The organism is Heliorestis convoluta (assembly GCF_009649955.1).
Classification (GTDB): domain Bacteria; phylum Bacillota; class Desulfitobacteriia; order Heliobacteriales; family Heliobacteriaceae; genus Heliorestis; species Heliorestis convoluta.
The window spans coordinates 1307219-1330040 of record NZ_CP045875.1 but is presented as its reverse complement, the minus strand read 5'-3'; the positions used below and the strand labels follow the sequence as shown (position 1 = coordinate 1330040).

21 protein-coding genes and 1 pseudogene are annotated in these 22822 nt (G+C 42.4%); all 22 read right to left on the bottom strand.

The window, feature by feature from the left end; all coding sequences use genetic code 11:
- Positions 1-40: 40 nt before the first annotated feature.
- Positions 41-706 carry a hypothetical protein gene (locus tag FTV88_RS06150; RefSeq protein WP_153724865.1) on the bottom strand — a complete coding sequence of 222 codons (666 nt, stop codon included), beginning with the start codon at positions 704-706 and terminating at the stop codon, positions 41-43.
- A gap of 159 nt (positions 707-865) precedes the next feature.
- Positions 866-1312, bottom strand: a complete 447-nt coding sequence (locus tag FTV88_RS06145; protein ID WP_153724864.1) for a hypothetical protein — start codon at positions 1310-1312, stop codon at positions 866-868.
- Between the two features lie 292 nt (positions 1313-1604).
- A complete protein-coding gene (locus FTV88_RS06140) occupies positions 1605-1997 on the bottom strand; it encodes a hypothetical protein (RefSeq protein ID WP_153724863.1) in 393 nt (130 codons plus the stop codon).
- Positions 1990-2550: a flagellar export chaperone FliS gene (gene fliS / locus FTV88_RS06135; RefSeq protein WP_243137372.1), complete on the bottom strand. Its 561-nt coding sequence runs from the start codon at positions 2548-2550 to the stop codon at positions 1990-1992. Before fliS ends, FTV88_RS06140 begins: the two co-directional genes overlap by 8 nt.
- A 36-nt stretch (positions 2551-2586) precedes the next feature.
- Positions 2587-4275 carry a flagellar filament capping protein FliD gene (fliD, locus tag FTV88_RS06130; protein WP_153724862.1) on the bottom strand — a complete coding sequence of 563 codons (1689 nt, stop codon included), beginning with the start codon at positions 4273-4275 and terminating at the stop codon, positions 2587-2589.
- A gap of 12 nt (positions 4276-4287) precedes the next feature.
- The gene (locus FTV88_RS06125) at positions 4288-4716 is read right to left on the bottom strand and encodes a flagellar protein FlaG (RefSeq protein WP_153724861.1); all 429 of its coding nucleotides are present in this window, start codon (positions 4714-4716) and stop codon (positions 4288-4290) included.
- Between the two features lie 360 nt (positions 4717-5076).
- Complete coding sequence (locus tag FTV88_RS06120; protein WP_153724860.1) at positions 5077-5649, bottom strand: hypothetical protein; 573 nt, start codon at positions 5647-5649, stop codon at positions 5077-5079.
- Positions 5650-6912, bottom strand: a complete 1263-nt coding sequence (locus FTV88_RS06115) for an AAA family ATPase (RefSeq protein ID WP_162007925.1) — start codon at positions 6910-6912, stop codon at positions 5650-5652.
- A 252-nt stretch (positions 6913-7164) separates the two neighbouring features.
- Entirely contained in the window at positions 7165-8139 is a 975-nt protein-coding gene (locus tag FTV88_RS06110) for an AAA family ATPase (protein ID WP_153724858.1), read from the bottom strand.
- A gap of 133 nt (positions 8140-8272) precedes the next feature.
- Positions 8273-11737 carry a flagellin N-terminal helical domain-containing protein gene (locus FTV88_RS06105; RefSeq protein WP_153724857.1) on the bottom strand — a complete coding sequence of 1155 codons (3465 nt, stop codon included), beginning with the start codon at positions 11735-11737 and terminating at the stop codon, positions 8273-8275.
- A gap of 21 nt (positions 11738-11758) precedes the next feature.
- Positions 11759-11986 carry a hypothetical protein gene (locus FTV88_RS06100; protein ID WP_153724856.1) on the bottom strand — a complete coding sequence of 76 codons (228 nt, stop codon included), beginning with the start codon at positions 11984-11986 and terminating at the stop codon, positions 11759-11761.
- An 86-nt stretch (positions 11987-12072) separates the two neighbouring features.
- Positions 12073-13680 carry a flagellin family protein gene (locus tag FTV88_RS06095; protein ID WP_153724855.1) on the bottom strand — a complete coding sequence of 536 codons (1608 nt, stop codon included), beginning with the start codon at positions 13678-13680 and terminating at the stop codon, positions 12073-12075.
- A gap of 194 nt (positions 13681-13874) precedes the next feature.
- Entirely contained in the window at positions 13875-14189 is a 315-nt protein-coding gene (locus FTV88_RS06090) for a hypothetical protein (protein WP_153724854.1), read from the bottom strand.
- Between the two features lie 110 nt (positions 14190-14299).
- Positions 14300-16162: a flagellinolysin gene (locus tag FTV88_RS06085; RefSeq protein ID WP_153724853.1), complete on the bottom strand. Its 1863-nt coding sequence runs from the start codon at positions 16160-16162 to the stop codon at positions 14300-14302.
- A gap of 116 nt (positions 16163-16278) precedes the next feature.
- Positions 16279-17427: a flagellin N-terminal helical domain-containing protein gene (locus FTV88_RS06080; protein WP_153724852.1), complete on the bottom strand. Its 1149-nt coding sequence runs from the start codon at positions 17425-17427 to the stop codon at positions 16279-16281.
- A gap of 619 nt (positions 17428-18046) precedes the next feature.
- Entirely contained in the window at positions 18047-18415 is a 369-nt protein-coding gene (locus FTV88_RS06075) for a DUF8042 domain-containing protein (RefSeq protein ID WP_153724851.1), read from the bottom strand.
- 163 nt (positions 18416-18578) lie between these two features.
- Complete coding sequence (locus tag FTV88_RS06070; RefSeq protein WP_153724850.1) at positions 18579-19514, bottom strand: MerR family transcriptional regulator; 936 nt, start codon at positions 19512-19514, stop codon at positions 18579-18581.
- 170 nt (positions 19515-19684) lie between these two features.
- Positions 19685-20191 carry a ferritin gene (locus tag FTV88_RS06065; RefSeq protein ID WP_153724849.1) on the bottom strand — a complete coding sequence of 169 codons (507 nt, stop codon included), beginning with the start codon at positions 20189-20191 and terminating at the stop codon, positions 19685-19687.
- Between the two features lie 174 nt (positions 20192-20365).
- On the bottom strand, positions 20366-20605 hold the full coding sequence (gene csrA, locus FTV88_RS06060) for a carbon storage regulator CsrA (protein ID WP_153724848.1): 240 nt from the start codon (positions 20603-20605) through the stop codon (positions 20366-20368).
- Positions 20606-20791: 186 nt separating this feature from the next.
- Positions 20792-21238 (bottom strand): annotated as a pseudogene (fliW, locus tag FTV88_RS06055) (flagellar assembly protein FliW); the annotation flags it as partial.
- Between the two features lie 31 nt (positions 21239-21269).
- Complete coding sequence (locus FTV88_RS06050; RefSeq protein ID WP_153724846.1) at positions 21270-21830, bottom strand: DUF6470 family protein; 561 nt, start codon at positions 21828-21830, stop codon at positions 21270-21272.
- A gap of 57 nt (positions 21831-21887) precedes the next feature.
- Positions 21888-22790: a flagellar hook-associated protein FlgL gene (flgL, locus tag FTV88_RS06045; RefSeq protein WP_153724845.1), complete on the bottom strand. Its 903-nt coding sequence runs from the start codon at positions 22788-22790 to the stop codon at positions 21888-21890.
- Between the last annotated feature and the right edge of the window lie 32 nt (positions 22791-22822).

Below are 22822 nucleotides of genomic sequence, written 5' to 3'. Positions count from 1 at the left end.
GTAGCGACTTTGCATAGAAAGTATGAAAAAGGAGCCGGTGCTATGGCTTCTTAAAGTTCTCTGATCGCTGCGGAACCTGCCCTGTTTTTTCCCATTCGTCAAAAGCTTCCATGATCAGTGCATGCGTCCTTTTCGATACTTCTGGAAGTTCGCCTAACATCCTTTTGGCTTGGTTGAATCCACCTTCTACCGCTCGCCGTAGCAAAGGCACTTTTTCCGGATCGCCCCCTGATATGGCTACAGCAAACTGAATGATCGTATCGGCTACTTTTGGAGCGCCAAAAGGACCATCGTCGGCAATGTCGGCGGCCGCTTGCGCACGCACTTCATCAGGCACTTCGATCTTGTCCCACTGCACTTTTTCCAGCCCCATAAAGCGCATGCCCTGGCTTTCTACCAGTTGGCGAACCGTTTCGATCAGCTTCGCCATTCGCTGCTCTGTTGCCGCTTTCAGACGTTGAATCTCTCCCCAGTCGGGCTTATACGTCACCGATGAAAGCTCCTGCCCTCCTAACTCTACTTTGTCAGCTTTATCAGTAAGAGCTTTGGTCTCTGTCGTGGCAGAAGGCGTCCCTTCTTTTCCCTGCGCAGCTCTTTCTTTGACTAGTGCTTTACCCTCAGTTTTGCCTTGATTGGCTTGATTGCGATTGTATTGTTGCATCGGGTCATAACCGGTTCTACCCATACCACTTGCTGTAATTGACATACAACCAGCTCCTTTCCTCTGCAAAATTCACTTGTTATAGGTATCGTAGGAAAGAGCGAAAAACTTTACAGAAAAAAGATCTTTTTGACATGACTAACCTTAGAAAGAAAAAGACCTTGGAAAAAACACAAAAGACACAAAAAAAAGAGGCCTGCGCCTCTAAATGAAAAAGTTTAAATATTTCCCAGCCTCTCCTTGGTGGGGAGGCTCAATTGCTCCGTTATCAATAAAAAACATATATTGATGCATCTTCTGATGAATAGATCCACTTCCATGATCAGTCACTGTTTCTTCTTCCATCTGCTCCGCAATCACTTCTTGAAGCTCATGGTAGTCTATCGCTAAGCTTTTCCCATCAAGCATTGTTTCGTTTTTTCTCGGATCTACCGTTTGTTTTGAAGAAGTTGACGTAGGCGGAGACCAGGGAATTGAAGGTTTGCTACCTTGATCTTCCGTTGGACTGAAAGGATAACGCGGTGGATCAATGATAGGCACTGTTTTCGTGATTGCGGAGACAGCCTGAATCGGAGAACCGATTGCAATGGTAGACAAACGAGGATCCCAGTAAGGATTGTTGTAGATTCTATGACCAACACGATTGAGCATAAGAACCCCTCCTCTCCTATATTAAAAACATCCAACCTTCTCTATCTATTTAAAATTTTATATAGGGGTATCCATCATGCCATTGCGTTTGCTATTGCTTCGATCCTTTGTTGCAACTTTGTGAATGTTATTTTCTATATTATACTACAATCTTGAAAAAGTTTCATCTTTCACAAGTTATAAAAAAAAGCCCCTTCTCCTGGTCTACCTGTAGTCTGTCATTACCCATGTTGACATTAGACGTAGATAGTTCTATCAGTAAGAAGTGGCTTGTTAATTGGCTGATTTTTCGCTAGCGCTGTCGGTCCATATGCATTCCTGCCATGGAAACGTTGGCACCTTCGTAGGCGCGGGATACTTCGTTATGTTGTTGGAGTTTATTGCTTTGTTGTCGCAGTTTTATGGTGATCTGATCGTTCAAGGCTTTAATATCGTAGAAAAATTTCTTTCCTTCTTCTGTTTTTAGGAAAAATGGTGTGGCGGGATCTTGCTGTACAATCTTTTCTTGTTCTGCTTCGATTCTTTTTTGCAGCTCTTCTCGTTGATTCAGTAGTTCTAGGAGCATTTCCCCTTCCTGACCGTCGAGACTTTTGTGAATCTCTTTGGTCAGGAAGAGGTAATCGTGCCATAATTCTTTCTCTGAACGAAGCGGGTATCCTTCGCTGTCGTACAGAGCTTTATTCATTAACGACACCTCGTTCTTTACGGGCAATTTTCACAGCTTGTGCCCAGGTGTCGCGCATTTCTTCAAACATGGTGCGCGCTTCTTCGAGTTGGGCTATATCTTTTTGGATATTGCCTTGGACAAGGCGATATTGGATGTACTCATAGAGCGCGGAGAGGCTTTTTGAGACTTCGATGTTCATGTCCAAGGTTGAGCGCAGTTCTGTTACGATGTCCTGGGCACGCAAATTGCTGTTATGAGCTTCTTGCTGGTTCCCTTTTTCAATCGCTTGAATGCTCTGATTGATAAAACGGATGGCACCACCGTAAAGCAGCAATGGCAATTCTTCTTTGGGACGGGTGAGAACTTGCTGGGTCTGATAGGTACTAGCAGGCTTGGCGGCGGCCGGTGGTGCTGATGGATTTGGCGAAGGTGTGTCGGATCCTGAAGAAGCCGTCTGCCCCGATGAAACCGGCTTGGGCATCGTGGGGTTGTTGATTTTTATAGGTCGATGGTTGACGGCATACGTTCCCGTAGGGGAATTGGTTTTGTATGCACCATAACTTCCGCTCATTATGAAGCCTCCTTAAAAATTACGATTCATTTTCGATTAGCCATTGGGGTTCATAAATTGCATCATGAGCCAATTGCTTTGATTATTCATTTGGTCCATGGCTTTTTCCATGGCTGTGAACTGTTTCCAGTAGCGGTCTTCCACCATTTTCATGCGTCGTTCAAAGTCGGCAAGCTGTCTTTCAAAGTTGTTCAAACGTCTGCCGAGGGAACTGTTGGGGTCGGCTTCGTCTGTTGTGCCTGCTAGGTTGTATAAGTAGCCTCGAGTTCTGTCCGTCATGTCAAGGGCTCTTTCTCGCAAGCGACTGATCATGCCATCATCGCCGCGAAAGAGCTTGTTAAGCACATCGGGGTCGTTGGCTAGGGCTTCTCGAAGTTTGTTTTCGTTTATCTCGAGGACTGCGCCACTCGACCATTGCCCTGTGGTGACGCCGATGGAAGCGAGGGATTTGTATTGAGAATCTTCGGATAAGCCTTCAATGGGGTTGGAGATATCTAGACGCAAGTTAGATAGAAAGCGACTTAAGCCAGCATCGTTGCGTAGCATGCCGCTTCTTGCTTTTTCTTCCCATTGTTCAACTTCTCTATCGCTCATCTCTCTTTTTTGCTCATCGGTGAGCGGGTGAAAATCGCGATGGAAGGGTTCTTTCAGCTTATCTTGAATGGTGCCGACCAGGCTGTTGTATAAATCGACAAATTCTTTGACTGTATCTACGGCTTTGTTGATGTCGTTGTTGATGGTGATGGTGATAGGCTCGTTATCAGGCGTTAGGCTTTGGAGGTTGTAGGTGATGCCAGCGACGGAGATGTTGTTGGTGGCGCCTTCGAACTTGATGCCGTTGACGGAGATTTCGGCGTTTTTGCCTTTAAGTTCAGTGGTGGTACCTTTTGTAATAAACCACCCAACTCCCTGCTCTTCGCCTTCTTCATTAAAATGTAAAACAGGTTCCCCATCGTTTCCCTTTGGATTTAATAAGGCATTAAAAAGATTTGTTACAGCACTTCGTTCTGCTGTAATTGTTCCTGGTAATTTATTAACAAGCTCCTCACCGTTCTCCGATGGTTTCTGTGTCGGAATATCAAATCTGATTTTAGCTTCTTCTCCAGTACCTGTAGTCCGCAAGAAAAAGCGATCATGATTCATATCATAGACAGCATGTACGCCAGCATCAGCTCTATTGATTTTTCTAACTAAGTCCTGCATAGTATCTTTTTCCGGCATTACTTCGATTTCTTTGCCGTTGATATTCATTGTGAAGTATTTTACATTTTCATCGTCACCAACTTGCTTTGTTCGAAGATCAGTTCCAGATAAATTTAGCCCAAGCTGCGCTGCTAGATTACTTCTGTTGATATTTCCTTGATCATCTTTTTTACTAATCTCACTACCACTCGCCAAATTAACCCCACTAGCCAAACTCTTCACTTCAACCCGATTCGTCACATTCCCAGCTTCAGTACTCGCCGTGGCCGTCAAAATCGACGTATTAGAAGAAATAACACTCTTCGGATTAAACTTACTAGAATTAACTTGAAAGTTATCAAATAGCTTATTCCGAAAGTTCAATATGTCATTGCGTAAGCTGTTGTATTCTGCTTTTCGCCATTCTGTTCGTGTCTTTTCATGGAAAATCTTATCGGCTCGCATTCGGTGCGCACGCATCATTTCTTTGATCATGCTTTCTGTGTCAAGGCCTGAGGCGATGCCTCCGAAACGAATGGTCATACCTAATCCCCCCTATGCTCGGGTATCAAGAAAAATTCCTATCATGTCGCGAATTCTCGCTACCATGTCTAAGTACTCTCGTGGTGGCAACTCTTTAATGACACTGTGATCTTTCATGTCGATGACCCTCACCATCATGCGGTCTGTCCCTTCATGAATGGAAAACTGCAACGATGTATTTAACGAAGACAGAGCTTTGTTCGTTTCCTCGACGGAGTTTTTCAATTGTTCTTCATCGATAGGTTCTTCTTTTAAGAATTCGGCTTTGTTTTCAAAGTTGTTCATTCTAGCAAAACTGTTGGTTGCAACATTGTTCGTTGTCATTTTTTTCATCGTTGCGTTTCTCATCGGATCTATGGCGGTCCCTTGATCTGGGCTTACTTTCTGCGTGCGATTGTCTATGATGGGGATGTCGATTTTTTTAATCCTTGAAACATCCATCTTTTCGCCCTCCCTAGCGTAACATCGTCCCCTTTAATGCCTATCTTTTTATTTATATCGGGTGATTCGGGAAAAAAGTTTAGCATTATTTTTTTCCTGAAAGGGATTTTGTGGAGGTTTATTTTTTAGAGGGCTGATAGAAGCGAAAAAAGACCCCTTATGCAGGATCTTTTCGATAGGTTAGGGCGCCATTGATTATGGAGTGATTACATCTGACCTGTTATGTAGTCTATGCAAGTCCTCTGCCGTATAGCGACTACCTCGTCGGTTGGCGGTCCCTATGATATAGACGTATTATGCCATAGGACGACTTCTTCTTTATTGTGTTACCATACGTCCTGTTCCAAATATGTAGACAGTTTATATCACAGCTCTAATTCTGTTCTCTAATGCTCCTATATCTTCAGGACAGAGTTTTGCAATACGGTTATAATTTCTTGCTGCTTCAGCTGCGAGTATTTTTCTACCTTCTCCAGGTGAGTCTAAGAGCTTACATTGCTTTGCAAAAGGTAAGTAGTACATTTCTTTCGGATTCGTTTCGTTGCGTATATCTTTCCAACGCCACTGAGATGGCATTGTATGGCCAGCTAAAATCCACACCTCTAGTTCTTGCCATGCATTTTCTGCAATAAAAAAGGCTTTTTCAGCCAATAGAGTTGACGCAAAATGTTCGAGCTCTTCTAGTCGTTGTTTGCGATGTTGCTTACCATCTCGATCTACGCATAAGAGAAATAAGTCAACCATTCCTTTGTACTTCTTGAGGATCTTTGCAATGTTTTCAGTTTTAGTTGCCTGGCTGATTCCACCTAGTAAGGGTTCTTGACAAACTCGTATTTTAGCTTTTTTTCCCATGCCTTCAAACATAGCATTAATAATCGGTTGGAGAATATATTGATCTTTCCTGAAATCTTCCGGAATAATTAAAACATTCATCTAATTCTCCTCCGAATCATTGAAGTACACAACATCCTCAAGCCATCCAGACTCCATTAGGTTCGCAATATCTTGGTTTTCATCTGAGTCTAGACCTTGCTCAAAAATATCTTTGATTTTTTTTATCTTCCCGTGATTTTGATAAGGAAGTCGGTATACAAGAGATGCATAGTCTAAACTATCTTTACTTAGCAAACGTAACAATTGAGGCGAATGAGTTGTTGTTATAAGCTGAATCTTTCTATGCCGAGCCTCTCCTTCCATAAGTTGGAGAAGTAATTGTAGTCTAGTGGGATGAATCCCATTTTCAATTTCTTCAAAAAAGTATATTTTTGCTTGATTGCTTTGAAAAAGAGCTGTAATTATAGCTAAAAAACGCAAAGTACCGTCAGAAGCGCTATGAGCCGATACTTTATTGCCATTCTTTTCTACAAGTGTTATCAATGTTTTTCCATCTAATTGTAAGGGAAATTCAAAATCTACAGCATCCATGGGTGTTAATTCATTAAGCCATTCCAGTAATTTTTTCTTTTGGATCTCTTCTTTGCATATTGCTTGCATCACAGAAGATAAGTTATCTCCTCGGTCACTTAAAGTGGTTTGTCCTGGTATGGAAGGTTTTTTCATAGCTTCTGGGCTAAAATCAAAAAACTGCATCTGTTTTAAGGCTGCTATTGTTTTTGTAATTACTTTCTGTGCATAGAGTCCCTTAGTATCTCTCCTATGGTTAATTTTGCTCAACAACTGTGTTAAAGCAGGTTGATTGGATACGCAGCTCTCCCTGTGACCTCTTCTATATCTTCCTCCAGTTATTACTTTAACAGGCAGTTGAAAGGCATCGGCAGAATTTTCTCCTGTTGATTCATAGATGGTTTCTTGATTGCAACTAAGGGACTCATAAATAACTCGTGGTATATTATCACCATATAAAGGCTCTACTTCTATCGTGTATTTGATATTGAACCTTTCTTTTTCTTCTTCTAAATCGAAGTGCGCAGATAAGCTAAAAGTTTTACTATTAAGAAAGGCTGTTTCGCGAGTTCCTCCGCGAATTCCACTCCACTGAAATATCCCATCTACCCATTTTTGACCTAGAATTTCAGCTAGGTTATATCCTCTAGAGAGACCGTGTAAAAAACGAAAAGCATCTCTTATATTGCTTTTGCCAGAAGCGTTCGTTCCTAGCAGAGTAGTTACCTTGCCCATATCGAGGTCGGCTTGTTTGAAGTTTTTGAAGTTGCGTAAGCTTATTTTTGAAATCATATTGTTGTTCCCCCTGAGAGTTTTGATCATCTATCTCTTCTACGCTCCGAGGTTCTTTCCACCCTTGTAATGCGACTACAATCGATTATTCTTACGATAATTTTACCAGATTATCTTTTGTTCTTCAATTTTAATCTTGGGATTTTTTTCTAGATGCTTGTGGTTGTTGGCTTGCACCCTATATATATAGAAAAAAGACCCCTTATGCAGGATCTTTAATTCGTGACACGATACAGGTAAGCCCTCCGTGAACTATGCCTGATAAGTATCTAGAATAGAATTTTCTATCATCCCGTAATCGTCAGATGTTGACACTTGTACACTGTCATTTTCATCGTTTTTATAGAGGGCGTAATAACGCAATTGGTCTTCTTTTTGCTGCTGAAGAGAGAATTCCTTTAGGATGACATAATTGTGAGTCGCTAAAAATATCTGAACACCGGTACGATGAAGTTCAAGCATAATCTCTACAATCACTTGAACCAATTGGGGATTGAGGTTTGCTTCAGGCTCATCCCAGAAAAGAACTGAATCTTTAAAAATCGTCCCATTTTGTATCAATAGCCATAACAAAGAAAGCTTTCTAAAACCTTCTGCCAAAAGTGTGAACTCTAACTCTCCTTGTTTATTCTTTAAGAAAAAAGTCTCACCTTTTGCCTGAACTTTTCCTTCCATAACTGTTTCGATTTTTGAAAGAAGCTTTTCTCGTACTTCTTCTAAAGGACCTCTCTTTAAGGGAAGATAGGCGCGATCAATAATGTCTGCGTATATTTCTTCGAAAAAAATTTCTCGAGTGGCGTATAAAGAACGAAAGCCCGGTGCATTGGCAAGCATCTCTTTCACTGGAATATAGGCTGTACTAATTTTTTTCTCTTTCCACTCTCTACTTTCTTCTTCAGCGGGGGCTGTTTTGGAATGATTCGTAAATTTAATATTGAGTTGGCTTCCTTGGTTTCCTTTAATTTCAAGCTGCGTCGTTGTTGAACCTTTTTTTCTTCGGGCTAACCTGCCTAACCTGCGATCCATTGGTAAAAAATTGCGTATCAGTTTGTCTGAAAAATCTTCATTCTTTCCAGCAATGCTACCTGCTGAATAAAGCACCTTTAACAGGTGCGTTTTTCCCGTGCCATTTTTCCCAATAAAAATATTAATTCCTGGTGAGAACGTTAGATCAGTGCTTTCAAAAACTGTGAAGTTCTCTATTTTAATCGATGTAAAAATACTCATTCAAAGGCCTCCCTATTCTTAGAGGTCTAGTTAATTGGGAAGTTCTACGCTTTGAAAGTATTTCCTGCTCTTTTTTAGTGCTTTTTTGGGGAGCTATGTTGAAGCCTTGTAGTGAAGAAACTTCCTCCAAGATTTATCGTAACAAGGCCAAGATCCCTTCATGAGCATCTTGAACGTGGGTTACCATTACAAGCTGCGCATCTGACAATATCTTTAACCGGACAAGATTGATTGTTTCTCTCGCTATATCAGCATCTTGAATTCGGCTAAGGGAGGTCCTGGTATTTTCTTCTGTAACCGTTAAGAACGACGAAATCGCTTCTAGTCGATTTTGTGTAGCGCCTATTTTCCCTCGCTCTTCGCTAATAAACTGAAGAGCTCTGTCTGCATAGGGAATTGCCTGGGATGCATATTCAGGCGTTAACACGCAGACAGCGTCTGTATGTTGTAACATCTCTTCAAAGGAAGAGATAGCAAGGTGAAGAGACTGACCCGTCTGGGCACCGACTTGGAAAGTGAATTCGTTAGGTTTGTAACTCTCTATATGGCGGACACGATACTCCACATCAATACGATTGCTTCCTAGGGTAAGCGCTACTTTCTCTCTGTCTAAAACAATCTGGCTACCTTGCAAAGAAAACTGTTCGGGTTCTAATAAGACTCCATTTAACCGAACAACCAATTGCTCTGGATCAATTTCTAGGGTGCCGTAGCTGTCGTTTTCAGAAAAACAGTAGTTGTAGTAAAGATGTAGCGGTTTGCTGTTATCAAGCTCGATATCGATAGAGTCATAATATTTCACTTCAAGTCGTACTTGGTTTGTTGTATTCATTATATTCGGTCTAGCCTGTCCAACAATTTGAACAAGTTGACCGTTGTAATAGTAACCATCACCAGCTGCTGAAGATGCTTCTTCTATTTCACTGCCATTTACGATTACTTTGTAGATCTGAGCATTTTGAGGAATGGAACGTTGCAATGCACTCTCCTGGATAGAGTAAACCCAGTAATCTCCCGCATTATCTTGCGCGTTCGGTCGAAATTCTCCATGTAGGGATAAGAGATTGGTATCTGGATTGTAGGTAAAGCCCTGATCAGGATCATAGGGCACTTCTGTTCCTTGGTAATAAACACGCAGGGCCCTAGGCTCTGAAGAATCATCGACTCCGTAGTGAAGCGTTGTTGGCTGAAGTCGAAAGTCATAGCTATCGTTTCCTACAATGACAGCAGGACTTTCATAGGCATAATAGACTCGTACATCAGGCGTAAATGAAGGATTTGCATCTGGTCGAGCGCTTCCATAGAGTTCAATGCGGTTTGTTTGACTGTTGTAAAAGAAGCCATTTTGTTTTGTTTCATCATAGTACACTTCTTGATTATCAACAAGCACTCGAAAGGTAGATGGATTTGTCGGATCTGTTATGCCGTATGTTTCAGGGCGATGAGTAAGAGGGATTTCTACCAGTTCATCTTGGCTAAGACCTCCCGTCGCTTGAACGAAAAAGACTCTATAACTGTCGCCTGTGTTGGGTCTGCTTGTGCCGTAGAATTCGATGGTGTTGGTGCTTTGATTGTATTGAAAACCATCGACATTAGAGTAGGGGATTTCTTCGGTTATATTGCGAAAGACGCGAATTGATTTTGGCGTCTCTTCATTGTCTAAGTTATAGATTTCTGGACGATGCGTTGAATTCAAAGGCAATCCATAGACTTCTGAAGTCGTGTTGGATGAAGAATAATCTCTAACATAGCGAATTCTAACAGTGGGATCATCATCGTGAAGGTCCGGGCGAGCGTCACCATAGAAATGAATTCGACCGCTTGCTTGGTCATAATAGAAGCCGCTGTTCTCATGATTTTGCTCTGAAACGAGAGATATTTCTGTTTCCTTGATGAAGACTCGGAGGGAGCGGTTGCTACTTAAATCAGAATCATCGAGGTTATACGTATCGATATTAGAAAAAAGAGTAAAGGTCGGAACTCCATTTTGACCGTCTGTATCGGTAAAGTAACTGATTGATACATCTTGATGATAAGCAGGGCGTAGATCGCCATAAAATTCTACTCGATTGTTTTGAGCATCAACAAAAACACCTGTCGTTCCTTCGGGATCAGCAGGCCTTTCTGCTAAAAGTTGATCTCTTGAGACTGTGGTGTTGCCCACTTCTATTTTTAACGAACGAGGTCCTTCTTGACCATGCATGTTGTAGATTTCTGCATTAGAGGGAATCGAAACAGTATAAACATCGTTTTGTGTCCCATCACCAACATAAAAAAAACGATAAAAATCCTGTGCATCATCTATCTCTTCTGCGCCGATGATAGCATCATTATGAAAGGTAATGGCATTGTTAGAGACGGTGTAGTAACCTGCAAGAGGTTCTGCTCCTGTTCCATCCCAGTAGAGAAGTTCCCGGGCGCCTTCATCATTGACTTTGTAAATGCGTAACGATGCTGTAGAACTGTTCATTCGATAGAGATCAGGCCTTGTAGAAAGTGTGATGGTATTATGGAGAGGCGGAAGGTGTAACCGATCGGAGTTCGGAATGATATCATAGGCTTCCTGGGTTACGCTTCTGCTGTTGATGTTCACGTCCACTTTTTTTAAGTTTCCATTGCTATCAGAGTAGACGAAAGATGTATTGCCTTCTTCATCAACAACAGGCGAAAAAGCAAAGCCATTGTGAAAGTCCCGATTATAGTTGTAGTCACTGTACTCTCTCAATGTTTCCCAGTCTTCTTCTAGAGAGACTCTTGTCTCTAAAAGCAAAGTAGAGCCGGAAACTCTTAATCGCATTAACTCATTGCTGCTTATCCTTGTAGGGGCTACTGTTGTTACTCCAGGGGGCTTTACTTGTGGATCTCTTTCCGATAAATCTGCAGGAAGAGCGTATTGACCCCCATCTCTCGTGGAATTGAAGACGATCCATTGGCCATCGCTAGACCATCTTGGAAGATGTTCTATTACTGTTGAACCAACCACAGCGATAGATTCTCTGTTAACCCTGTTTACTTGTAAAGGTTCTGTAGAAAAACTGATGGTCCGTGTATGAAAGTGATAATTAAGCTGATTATAACCTAGGTGATTCCGTTGAGCATGAACGGGAGAGTCTATAGAGTCACTGGTAAGTTGGCTTGTCTTTGAGGCAAGGCGATTTTCATAGCTATATGTGTCTACTTCTTTATTGGAAAGTAGGTTTATCGTATTGAATTTGGTGTTCACAACAATATTGTGTAATTCTTTCTTTAATTGGTTTATTTCATCTTGCATGATATTCCTATCTGCGGCTGTGTTCGTAGCATTGGCCGCTTTTACAGATAGTTCGCGCATCCGTTGCACCATCGTTGACATTTCATCCATTGCACCATCTGCAACTTGAACAAGGGAGATGGCATCTTGTACATTGCGAATGGCTTGACGGCTGCCTTTTGCCAAGGCCAACATTTTTTGGCTAATGGCCAGTCCGGCGGCATCATCGGAAGCGCTGCTGATTCGCATCCCTTTGCTAATTCTTTGGAGACTTTTTTGTAAGTCTGTTTGATTGCGGTTTATTTTATTGTGTAAGAACATTGGCAAGGCGCTTGCATTTACAAACATTTTTACCTTTGTCCTTTCGATTTAACTTCTTGATAGCCGTCCTTCTTCAATGAAGCGAATTACTTTAACTTCTGATATGCCGGTACCATGAACGATGTCAATCAAGGATGCGCCGGGGTATTTGTAGAGGTAATTGCGTATGGTGGTGAATTCTTCACTATCTTTTTGATTGCATTGGGGGCACAGTGTTTGTTCGTTTCTGTTGCTTGCGAAGATTTTATAGCAGCGCTTGCAGTTTTTGATAGACATGATTGCACCCCTTTGGATTTTTTTTAGTTTTGCATGGTAGGCTATTTTGCTAGAGAAAAAGGTTGTTGGTTGTTAGGAATACGAGCTTAGCGAAGTAATTGTAAAATACTTTGGGGCTGTTGATGCGCTTGCGCTAACATGGCTTGCGATGCTTGGTTCTGAATGTTCCTTCTTGTGAAATCTACCACTTCCTCGGCCAGATCGGCATCACTGATACGAGATTCTGCTTCCGTTAGGTTCAGCCCATAATTGCTTGCGTTCTTGGTGATGTATTCTAATCGATTCTGAGAAGAGCCAAAGAGAGAGCGAGCTGTTGACACTTTGGTAATAGCTGCATCGAGCTTGAGAAGTGCTCGTGCCGCTTCATCCTTGGGATCTACGGAAATATCGTGAATGCCTAGCGCTTCCGCTCGAGCATCTACAAGTCTTATCCTGTATTGATCCGGTTCATTAGGGCCTATTTGGAGAATGATGTCATAAAAATCTTCTTCTTCCAAAGAAGGCGGTGTTACCGTCGGAGGAACCGATTGTCCGTAAAAAGTGTTAACAACAAAAGAGCTTCCACTTTCTATGACCCTCTCATTCCAATAAACACTATAGCCACTATCACCAACGGTCCCACTCGGTGAAAAATCCCAACTGCTTACTCGGTTGTAATGACCGATGGCAAATTTTGATGGTTCTTCATGAACAATAAACTCACCCATGGTTTTTAAGATGCCATGGGCTTGAAACTCCGCATTGCTGCCGCTACCTGTGGTTTGATTGTATACGACAAAATCTGTAGGGATATCACTGCCTGTATACATTGTTTCATTATGTATGATCGAGCCATTTACGACAAAAGGGGCATGATCGTCATTTCCTAGCATTGTATCAACGTGGAACTGAAATCCAATTTCCTTGGGACTGTCTGACTTATTTTTTATGTTGTAGCTTATTTCATACTTATCGTTGTACTGGCCTACGATTCGTACGGATTGTGTGATTTCTACATTGTTCACGTTATAAACGGTTGAGTGGATGCCATTTACTACTTGCGTCTGCTGTTGCACGTAACTTCTCAAGGGATAACTTTCACCATCGATTCTTACACTGGGATGGGAAGTACCACCACTTCCAAAAACAAGCCTTTGGTTGTTATCTAGAGAAGTGGTTGGATAACCTTCATTTGTAGCAAATTGAAAATTTCCAGTAGCACCAACAGGATGACTAGATAGGACATTGGTGATTTTATGCGAAACCTTTTCGCCTGCTTCTGTTGCATAGGGGTTTGAACCGTTGAGTAGTTTTATGCCATTAAACTCCGTATTGTTGGCAATATCATCGATACTTTCTTTGATTTGCTCTATCTCTTGTTGAATCAACTGTCTATCATCTGTCGTTAGAGTGTCGTTTTTGGCTTGAATGATTAATTCTCTCATTCGTTGTAATTGAGGATTCTGGATTTGGGCAAGCGCTGCTTCGGCGGTCTGAATCAGTGAGATTCCATCAAGAATATTTCTGTCAGCCTGTTGCAGTCCTCGAATTTGCCCCCTCATTTTTTTAGAAATGGTTAACCCCGCTGCATCATCGGCTGCTGTATTGATACGTAGTCCCGATGATAGCCTTTGCATGTTCACGGATAGTTTTTTGGTGTTTTTCGTTATCTGGGTTAGGGTGTTTGAAGAGGCTGCGTTGTGGTTTATGATCATTTTTTACCTCCTGGAGGTGTTGGGGAGGAGGCGAGGAAGGGGGATTGGTAGGGATTATTTGCATGCATGCTTATGGTTACGTATGTAGATTTTAAAAAGACAGGGTTTCAGCTTCTTGATGTAGTGACCCATCGTTGTGTTGAGTTGTGGGTGTCGGGGATTTGCTGAATGTTGTTTTTGGTCATGCTAAAAAGTCAATCGTAGAAAGCAATTCTTGTTTTTTCATCACCACTGATACTATATTGATCGGAATTGCATTTCGGACAACGGGACTTAGCGTTAATTCTGTAATGTCCTACACAACAACGACCAGCGTATTTTTCAATTTTTTCTTCTATCGATAAGCTTGTGTTATCTAGGGGAATTCTTTTCATGATTTCTTCTATTTGTATTGCTTTCTCTTGACCACAGCTATCGCAATGCAAAAGAAAAAAGTCTCTTCCTCCACCTTCTCGAACTTCAAAGTTCTCACCACAGCTTTTGCATTCGGCTAAAAATTGTCTTCCCATTCATTCACATCCTTGCCGAAGTAAATTCATTTCTATAGCTCTTTATTATTATAAAATCTTAAGAAACGCTATAATAGTTCTGGATAGGTAGAGCTATTATAGCGTTTTTCTTACGTTAATAATTGCAATACACTTTGAGGATGCATATTGGCTTGACTTAGCATGGCCTGCGCTGCTTGATGTAAAATGTTCATTTTCGTAAAAGCAATCATTTCTTTGGCCATGTCTACATCTCTAATCGCTGATTCTGATGCCTGTAGATTTTCCGCTGTGTTTTCTAAATTTCTAATGGTATGTTCTAATCTGTTTTGATAAGAGCCTAGCTTGCTTCTTTCTGATGAAACGAAGCTAATGGCCTGTTCATACTTTGTAATAGCTTTAGAGGCTTTTGTATGACTAGATAAGTCTAAGCCACTTCCTGCATTGGATATTCCAAGTGCGGTCGATCTCATATCACCAAAGCGAAGTGCCATGTTTTGCCCAGTATTGGCTCCTATTTGTATCTTCAGATCACTGTTATTCTGTAGTTCTGATGTGGAAGGCCAGGCTATAGTAAAGCCGCTTAGTGGTTGATCGACTTCCGTTGCATTGGTTCCGTCTGTTTGAGGAAGAATGGTTTCTGCTGTTTTTGCGTTACCTGAAATACCTGTTACGTCAGATCCTATGATGGAACCAGTATCCGTTTCAGGGGCAAATTGTCCGTTCACTACATTCATATTTAATTGAATGCCTGCTTGACTTTCCATGTTAGCAAAAGTGTTAATGTCGCTTTTGAAGGCATTTATCCATTCTGCTGTACTTGAAAAACTAATTTTATTGGCACTATGTAATGCAGATAAGGCGCTGTCTAAGTTATGAGTTGGATTGTTTTTTAAATAATCCATTACTGCTTTGATTCCATCGTTATCTGCATTCGTGCCCCCACTGATCCTTCCCCCATCTTGAGTGCCTCGAATTTGCCAATCAAGGTATCGCACGGCTAGGTAAGCAGTGGAGTAATCTATAGAGGTTCCATTCCAATCATTATAGTTCCCACTGCCTATGTTATTTACAACAGCAGACACACCAGCATCTAGATGAGTTGCGCCTAAGCCTCCACCTGCAAGATAAATACTATTTTTTAATCTTTCATCAGCGCCATGAATAAATTCTGCTGTTCCTTCATTAAACCATATAGGCAAATCGCCAAAGTTCATGGTTGTCATCATAACAGCATGTACCATTTCATGAGCCATTACACGGCTAATATATTGCGGTCCCGATCCGCCGTCAGAAGAACCATTTACTGGTCTGGAATGAGCGAGATTAATTTTAAGCGTTAGGTTTGAGCCTTGACCTGTAATGTCTGGTGTACCTATTGTATTCCCCGGGGCAGATTGGAAAGATGCTTCGACCAATGCGGCCGCTGGATTAGAGGGATTATCAAAAATCTCGACTTTCATGTTGATGTCACTCGCTTCTAATCCAAAGCCTGCTTTAACTAGCTCTTCTGCTTCTTTAAGCCACCATTTTTTTAGGTTAGATATTATAGCGTCCGCTTCTGCTTGTGATACAGAGTTTCTATTGAGAAGCTTAATCGTATTAAACTCTGTATTATTTCCTATTCGGTCTATGTCCTTGGTCAATTGGTCGATTTCCGCTTGTATGGCGGAACGATCGCTTGCTGTGTTCGTATCATTGGCTGCTTGAACAGCCAGCTCTCTCATACGCTGAAGAATATTATGACTTTCCTCCAAGGCTCCTTCAGCCGTCTGAATCATAGAAATCCCGTCTTGCGCATTTCTTGTAGATTGGTTCAATCCCCTGATCTGGGCTCGCATTTTTTCTGATATGGCTAACCCTGCTACATCATCGCTGGCTCTGTTAATTCGTAAGCCTGATGAGAGCTTTTCCATGGCTTTGCTGCCTGAAAGGTTATTTTGATTCAGCAAGCGATAGGCATTCATGGCTCCAATATTGTTGTTAATTATCATTTTAATCATCACCTCAAGAGTAAAGCCAAAGAGAGCCAGAGAAAGAATGTTCTCTGGCTCTCTTTGCGTTTTAGAGATTCATTTTTTTTATCAATGAATTACTCTTTGAGGAGTTCTTAGCCTAGGAGTTGTAGAACTGCTTGTGGAGCTTGGTTAGCTTGGGCAAGCATGGCTTGAGAAGCTTGGGAGAGGATGTTGTTTTTGGTCATATCCATGACTTCGCGAGCCATATCTACGTCACGGATACGAGATTCAGCAGCTTGCAGATTTTCGGCGGATGTGCCTAGATTAGCAATTGTATGTTCTAAACGGTTTTGTGTAGCACCAAGTTTAGAGCGTTCAGCTGAAACTCTTTCAATTGCATCATTTATTGTTGTAATTGCTGCTGTTGCTTTTTCAAATGAAGATATATCTAATGCATCTCCACCATTACGAACACCCAATGCTTCCGCTCTCATATCATCAATACCAACTAAAATATTTTGACCACTATTGGCTCCAATTTGGAATGATAATGCTTTTGATGCGTCATCATTGCCATCGTCATTAGCTTTAACACTGATTGAAAAGCTATCTCCGACTCCCATATCAGTGAGCCCTGCTAATGTAAGTTCCGAGCCAAAACCAGTTAGTTCCGTAGCTGCATCATTTAATGAGAAGGTAGCGCCTGATGGATTCCCAATGACAAAGTCGTCTTTAAGATCTGTCGAACCACTACTTACACGAGTTATAATGATAGTATCTGTTACATCTAGATCATCTGTATCTCCAGCTGTAGCAGTTATTGTTGCACTTGTATTAGCTTGAACATTAACTGTACCTGTTGCAGCTGATCTTAATCCTTCTTTTTCTCCATTTAATAGTTTTTGTGTATTAAACTCTGTTGTGTTTGCAATACGGTCAATTTCATCGGTCAATTGATTAATCTCTTTTTGTATTTCATTGCGGTCAACGTCAGTATTTGTATCATTCGACGCCTGTACGGCTAACTCACGCATACGTTGCAAAATAGAATGAGTCTCTTGTAGCGCACCTTCTGCAGTTTGAATCAAAGAAATACCGTCTTGAGCATTACGACTTGCTTGGTCTAAGCCACGAATTTGTCCACGCATTTTTTCGGAAATTGCTAAGCCCGCTGCATCGTCTCCAGCACGGTTAATACGAAGACCTGAGGATAGTTTTTCCATTGAGTTTTGCGCACCTGCTTGGTTAATGCCCAATTGACGATACGTATTCATCGCTGGAATATTGTTGTTAATAATCATTTCTTATCTTCCTCCTTGATCTTTTCCTAGGCCAGCATCCTTGCCGTGCCTATGCTGTAATGTTGTTGATTCCGATACCCCAATCCACCCAAGCACCCTCTCTCGGCGGCCGTCCGAGCAGGTTACTTATTGTGAATTGCTTACTTATTACATCGACAGCATTCTTTCATTCATTGCCCGCCTTATTCAGCGCAATGAGCCCCTCTAGACAGTTCCAAAAGAAAGAGAAAGCGATCCAAAAGAAGACCTTGTCACTTTAATTCACTAGCGCTCTTTTACTTTTTTCCTTTATACAGCCCTTCCTCACCCCTTGTACAAGCTGCAAAAAATACAAGTTGTTTATGAAAAATTGCATAGAAGCACAAAAAAGCATGAAAAAAAGACCCCAGGTACTTCTTCCATACCGAGGCCTCCATGAAATCTTTTTAAATTCAACGGTCATTCCAAATAAGCACAATGTAGAATGACCGAACTATGTTCAAAAACAACCTACAAATAAAAGTTCACAAACCAAGTTATTTATCCTTATAAAAAAAACACTCTGTGCACCCTGTGTCTCTGTGGTTTTCTTAATAAAAAACCCTCCGCGCCCTCTGCGTCTCTGCGTTTTTCTAAACTCCTAATTCGCCACCAAAGGCACCACACAGCGCTCCACTTCTTCCTCCCACTTCTGATACATAGGCAAAAGACTTATCTCCATATACCGCAGCGCTTGCAAAGTATCATCTTCCCCATAGGCCGTACTGAGAAAACGAAAACTCTCGGCCAATGTTTCCCCGATCAACATAAGCTGATTGGGCGGCAATTGATCGGCGAAAATCTCCAGAACATCATTCACATCCCAGAACCGCTCTTCAATATCTGTAACAATATCCATGGCTTCCTCATAGTGCCCTTGCTCCAACTTGACATGACACAAAATCAAAGCACCCAGGCCAAATTCAGCCCATTCTAAAGCTTCTCGTAACTTGACTTGTTCTTCTCCCATAACCGATATCTCCAACCTTCTATCTATAGAATCCATTTTCGCGAAAAAGTATACGTCTATTGTACAACTCTATAGCGAAGAGAGAAGAACTTTTTTCAGAAAAAATGAATTTTTCTTGAAAAATTACAGATGAGCAATTGCTACATTATCTCGCTGAAACGCTTTACGATAAGAGGGTACTCCCCAGCCAGCGCTCCCACAGCTTTAAATCCATGCCGATCGCCGAGATTCCTTCCTCCTCCGTTAAAGACGCTAAGCCCACAAGACCACGACCGGGTATGACAAAGCGAAGGGGAATAGCCTCTTCATCAGCTTGACTCTTTATTTCTTTAAGAGCTTGAAGAGCCTCTGCTTGACGGTCCTCCTCTTCTTCCACTGCAAAAGCAAGGCAGGCTGGTCGCAGTTCTTGAACTGTATCCATTACTTCAGCCGCACTTAGATCACTGCCAATAGGAATGACCCGAAAGCCTCGCCGCCTCAAGAATATCGAAAAAATCATCAGCCCTTGCTCATGAACTTCTCCTGGCAAACTTGTAGCTAAGACCAGTGAGCTATTTACACCAAAAGGAAGTCCACCTATGACCATGGCCAAACGACTACGGACAAAATGATTGGCAAAATTCATCTGACTTTGACTCAGATCCGCTTGCTCATAAGAACCACGCAACTCATCCATCAAAGGCACCATAAATTCCAAAGCAACCCGCTCTACACTGAACAAGCTTAAAGCCTCTTCCAAAGCATGGGTCGCTTCTCTTTCATCGTAGGCTTTCAAAGCATGAAGGGCTCGCAACCAAAGGTCCCCAAGAACGTGGTTGCCCTTATCTTCTACAGGAGATGGCAAAGCCGCCGATTGCTGTGCCTGCTGTTGACGCAACATCTCGACGGCTTGTCCAATTGCTAGACCGCTTTTGACTTGCTGTGAAAGCCAGCGAATCATTTGTACATCATCTTGAGAGTAAACACGATAACCATTGCGATTGCGCTCCGGCCGCACCACTTGATAACGATGCTCCCAGATCCGCAACGTGCCAGCGGGCACCCCCGTCATTTGTTGAACCGCTTTAATATTATAAATGCTACGTTTTTTGGTGCTCATCCTATACCCACTCCTGCATGAAAGCTAGGCTTACATTGCATTCAATCTATTCATCCTTGGCGTCTTAGGCTACAATCTAGAGCCTAAAAACCCTCTGCGTTCTCTGCGGTTTTCTTTATTCAATATCATAGAATCACCCGTAACGGCTGCAGCTCAGCAAAATATCGAATCTACTCCGCCGGCGGCACCCAAGTCCGCTGCGCCATCTCGTTATCGAGCATATAAAGAGCATTCACATCTTTCCCAATCAATCGCAGCTTCTTGATCACACCTTGGAACATGGCTTCTTCTTCCACTTGCTCATCAATAAACCACTTCAAAAAGCTGATCGTAGCATGCTCCCGCTCGTCCATGGCCAGATCCATAAGCTTATAAATCCGCTTGGTTACCATTTTCTCATGGGCCAAGCTTTTTTCATAGACATCCAGAATCGAATCGTACTCATTCTGCGGATCAGGAAAGCCCGTAATCAAGACACGGCCGCCCATTTCATTAATAAAGTTAAAAAACTTCATGGCATGAAACTTCTCTTCCTCTGCTTGCACTTTGAAAAAGTTCGCAAAGCCATCGAGATCTTGATCAGCACAATAGGCCGCCATGGCCAGATAGATTTGCGAAGAATAGAGCTCCTCTTTGATCTGTTGATTGAGTTCAGCCTGCAATTTGTCGGAAAACATCAGCAAAACAACCTCCTCATTCATGGATCATCCAAAAGGGTCAAGATCACACTCTTCTCTCTACAGAATCCCTTTGGAAACCAAAAGCTATTCCTTGTCGCAACAATATTTCTTACAAGTTGATTTATGCAAGAACTTGCAACAAGGCGATGGGATTCTTTTCCAGATCCGTTGCTACAATTCCTTCTTTTTCCCTGCCAAAAGATCACCCAATGCTTGTGGCGTAGGAATCGATGTAATCGCTTCCCGATTCGATCGCTGAATCGCTTCATAGACTTCACCGCGATGAACAGAAATACTTCTAGGCGCATCAATACCAAGGCGAATCTGCTCTCCCTTTGTCTCTAGAACAACAAGCTTGATATTGTCGCCAATTAAAATCGTCTCACCTACCCGTCGCGTTAACACCAGCATAGCCTAGCGAACCTCCTCTACCGAAGTAACGCTATATCGAGTGCTCTCACTAGCACTTTCTTTCGTACTATTCTTCGTTATACTTTTTCGATCACAGGCGCTACTCTTTTCAGTACCCTGACCCTGACCAGTGCTTCCCACAACACTTCCCTCAGCACTTTTACCGGCACTCTTTCCAGCACTTTCGCCCTTCTCTTTCCCTTGAATCCCTTCCGGAAAAACAGCGTGACGCGTCGTATACTCTTTCCTCTCCAACACAACCTGAGCCGCTTTACGCTCCTTAACATTCAAAACAATCGGCGCCATCAAATTGGCCGTCATCTTCTCAAACTGATCCGGAATGGTCACAATACTCCAAGCCTGGGCCGGATTCTCCTCCGACAAACCAAGCGCCTCCACCATATCATCCTTCAATTTCACTTCATAACCTGGAAAAAAAACAAAAGGATCAACAAGCAAAAAAGTAAGCTCCGGCGTCCTCGTAGACTGCAAAAAGGCAAAAGGACTGTCCGGCTGATAAGGCAGAAAGACAAAAGCTTTCTCATCAGGAAACCCGGGCAATCCTTTAAAGAAATGATAGACTTCCTCGTCTTTCACCTCGATTTGACCAAAGCGCGTAGTCTCAATGAGCATATATTTTACACACCTCTTTATCCTTATGTGTTCACAACTGCCGATCAACAACCGACCCCGTCGTATAAAACCGAATAGAAGGATGCTGCGCCATATAACCACGAACAGTACCCCAATTATGCTGCCCTTCCACAGTCCCCCAATGCAAAGTACCATCAACCTTGCCTCTGACCACGTTCATATCAAGCTTCCCAGACTGGTATTGAATCGAAGGCGGCGTGATAGCAGCGATTTTCAACCCTTTTGGCGGCTTATAGGTACTCTGCTTGGCAATGGCAGCAATGGCATTGCCACCCTGTTCAATCTTCATCATCTGATTGCCTTCACGAGCTCTTCGCGCCGTTCCTTCTAGAACAGCTCTTTGGCCCGCCTGGGCGTAATCTTTCATTCGATCTTTGGTATTTCGATAGCCGAGGGAAGCTCGACTGGGATATTGATCAATCTGTAGTCTTCCCTCTTGTTGCCGAATCTGCAATTCTGGTTCGGTGGATTGCAACTGTAGCTGCGGTGAGCGGATAGAAATCTTTAATTCGGGAGGCTTAATATCTAGATGGGTTTTCCCAAATTGCTGTTCGATACGAAGCTGAACCATACCGCTCATCTCCTTTATGCCTCTACCACCTCAGCCAAAGCGCTTCATCTTATAACATTACCGCAAGAAATCTACCAAGCTTGGTTGAATAATCCGAGCTCCTACAGATAGAGAAGCTCGATAGACATTTTCCTGCATTTGCAGCTCTGTAATAACCTTAGCGGCGTTTACATCTTCTGCATTGCTTTTGGCTTCTTCTAAACCTAAGATCAAGCCTTCAAGACGGTGAATGGTAAAGTCTAAGCGATTTTGCCGGGCACCGATTTCGGCCATATAGTCTAACGTATTGTTCATAAAATCGTCGACTTTCGAGAGATAAGAACTGATCTCATTGGAAGGGGTGTTGCCGTCTAACAACTTCGTCGTAACTTCATCAAGGACGTCAAAAATACTTTTGTCATCTACCTTAAATATTTGACTCCCTGATATGTTCAAGGTCATTAAGTTGTTCATTCCAATTTCAAGCTCAATAAAACCATCGTTGCCCACCCATTCTATCTTGCCATCGGGGCCGACATGAGCTGGTTCATTGTGCACATGTGTCCCTGCGAAGATATGGCGTCCCGCCACAGAGGTATTGGCTATCTCCTTGATATGTTCTTTCATCTGCTCAATCTCTTTGGCTATGGCTCTTCGAGCATCTACACTGGTAGCATCACTAGAAGCGGTGACAAGCAATTCACGAACCCGATGCAAAGCCTCTGTTGAATTGTGTAAAGCCCCTTCCGTTGTATCTAACCAAAGTTGGGCCTTTGAGGCGTTGTCGACATACTTGTTCGCTTCTGTCAAGTTAGAGCGAAAAAACATGGCTCGAGCTGCCACAACAGGATCATCACCGGGTAGAACAATGCTTTTTCCTGTGGCTAGTTGGGACTGTAATTTCTCCATCTGTCGATTGTTGGCTTCTAAGTTGCGCATAAAGGTATTGTTCATCATTTGCTGCGTTACTCTTGTAATCATCTATCTCACCTACCTACTATTCCACTTGAAGG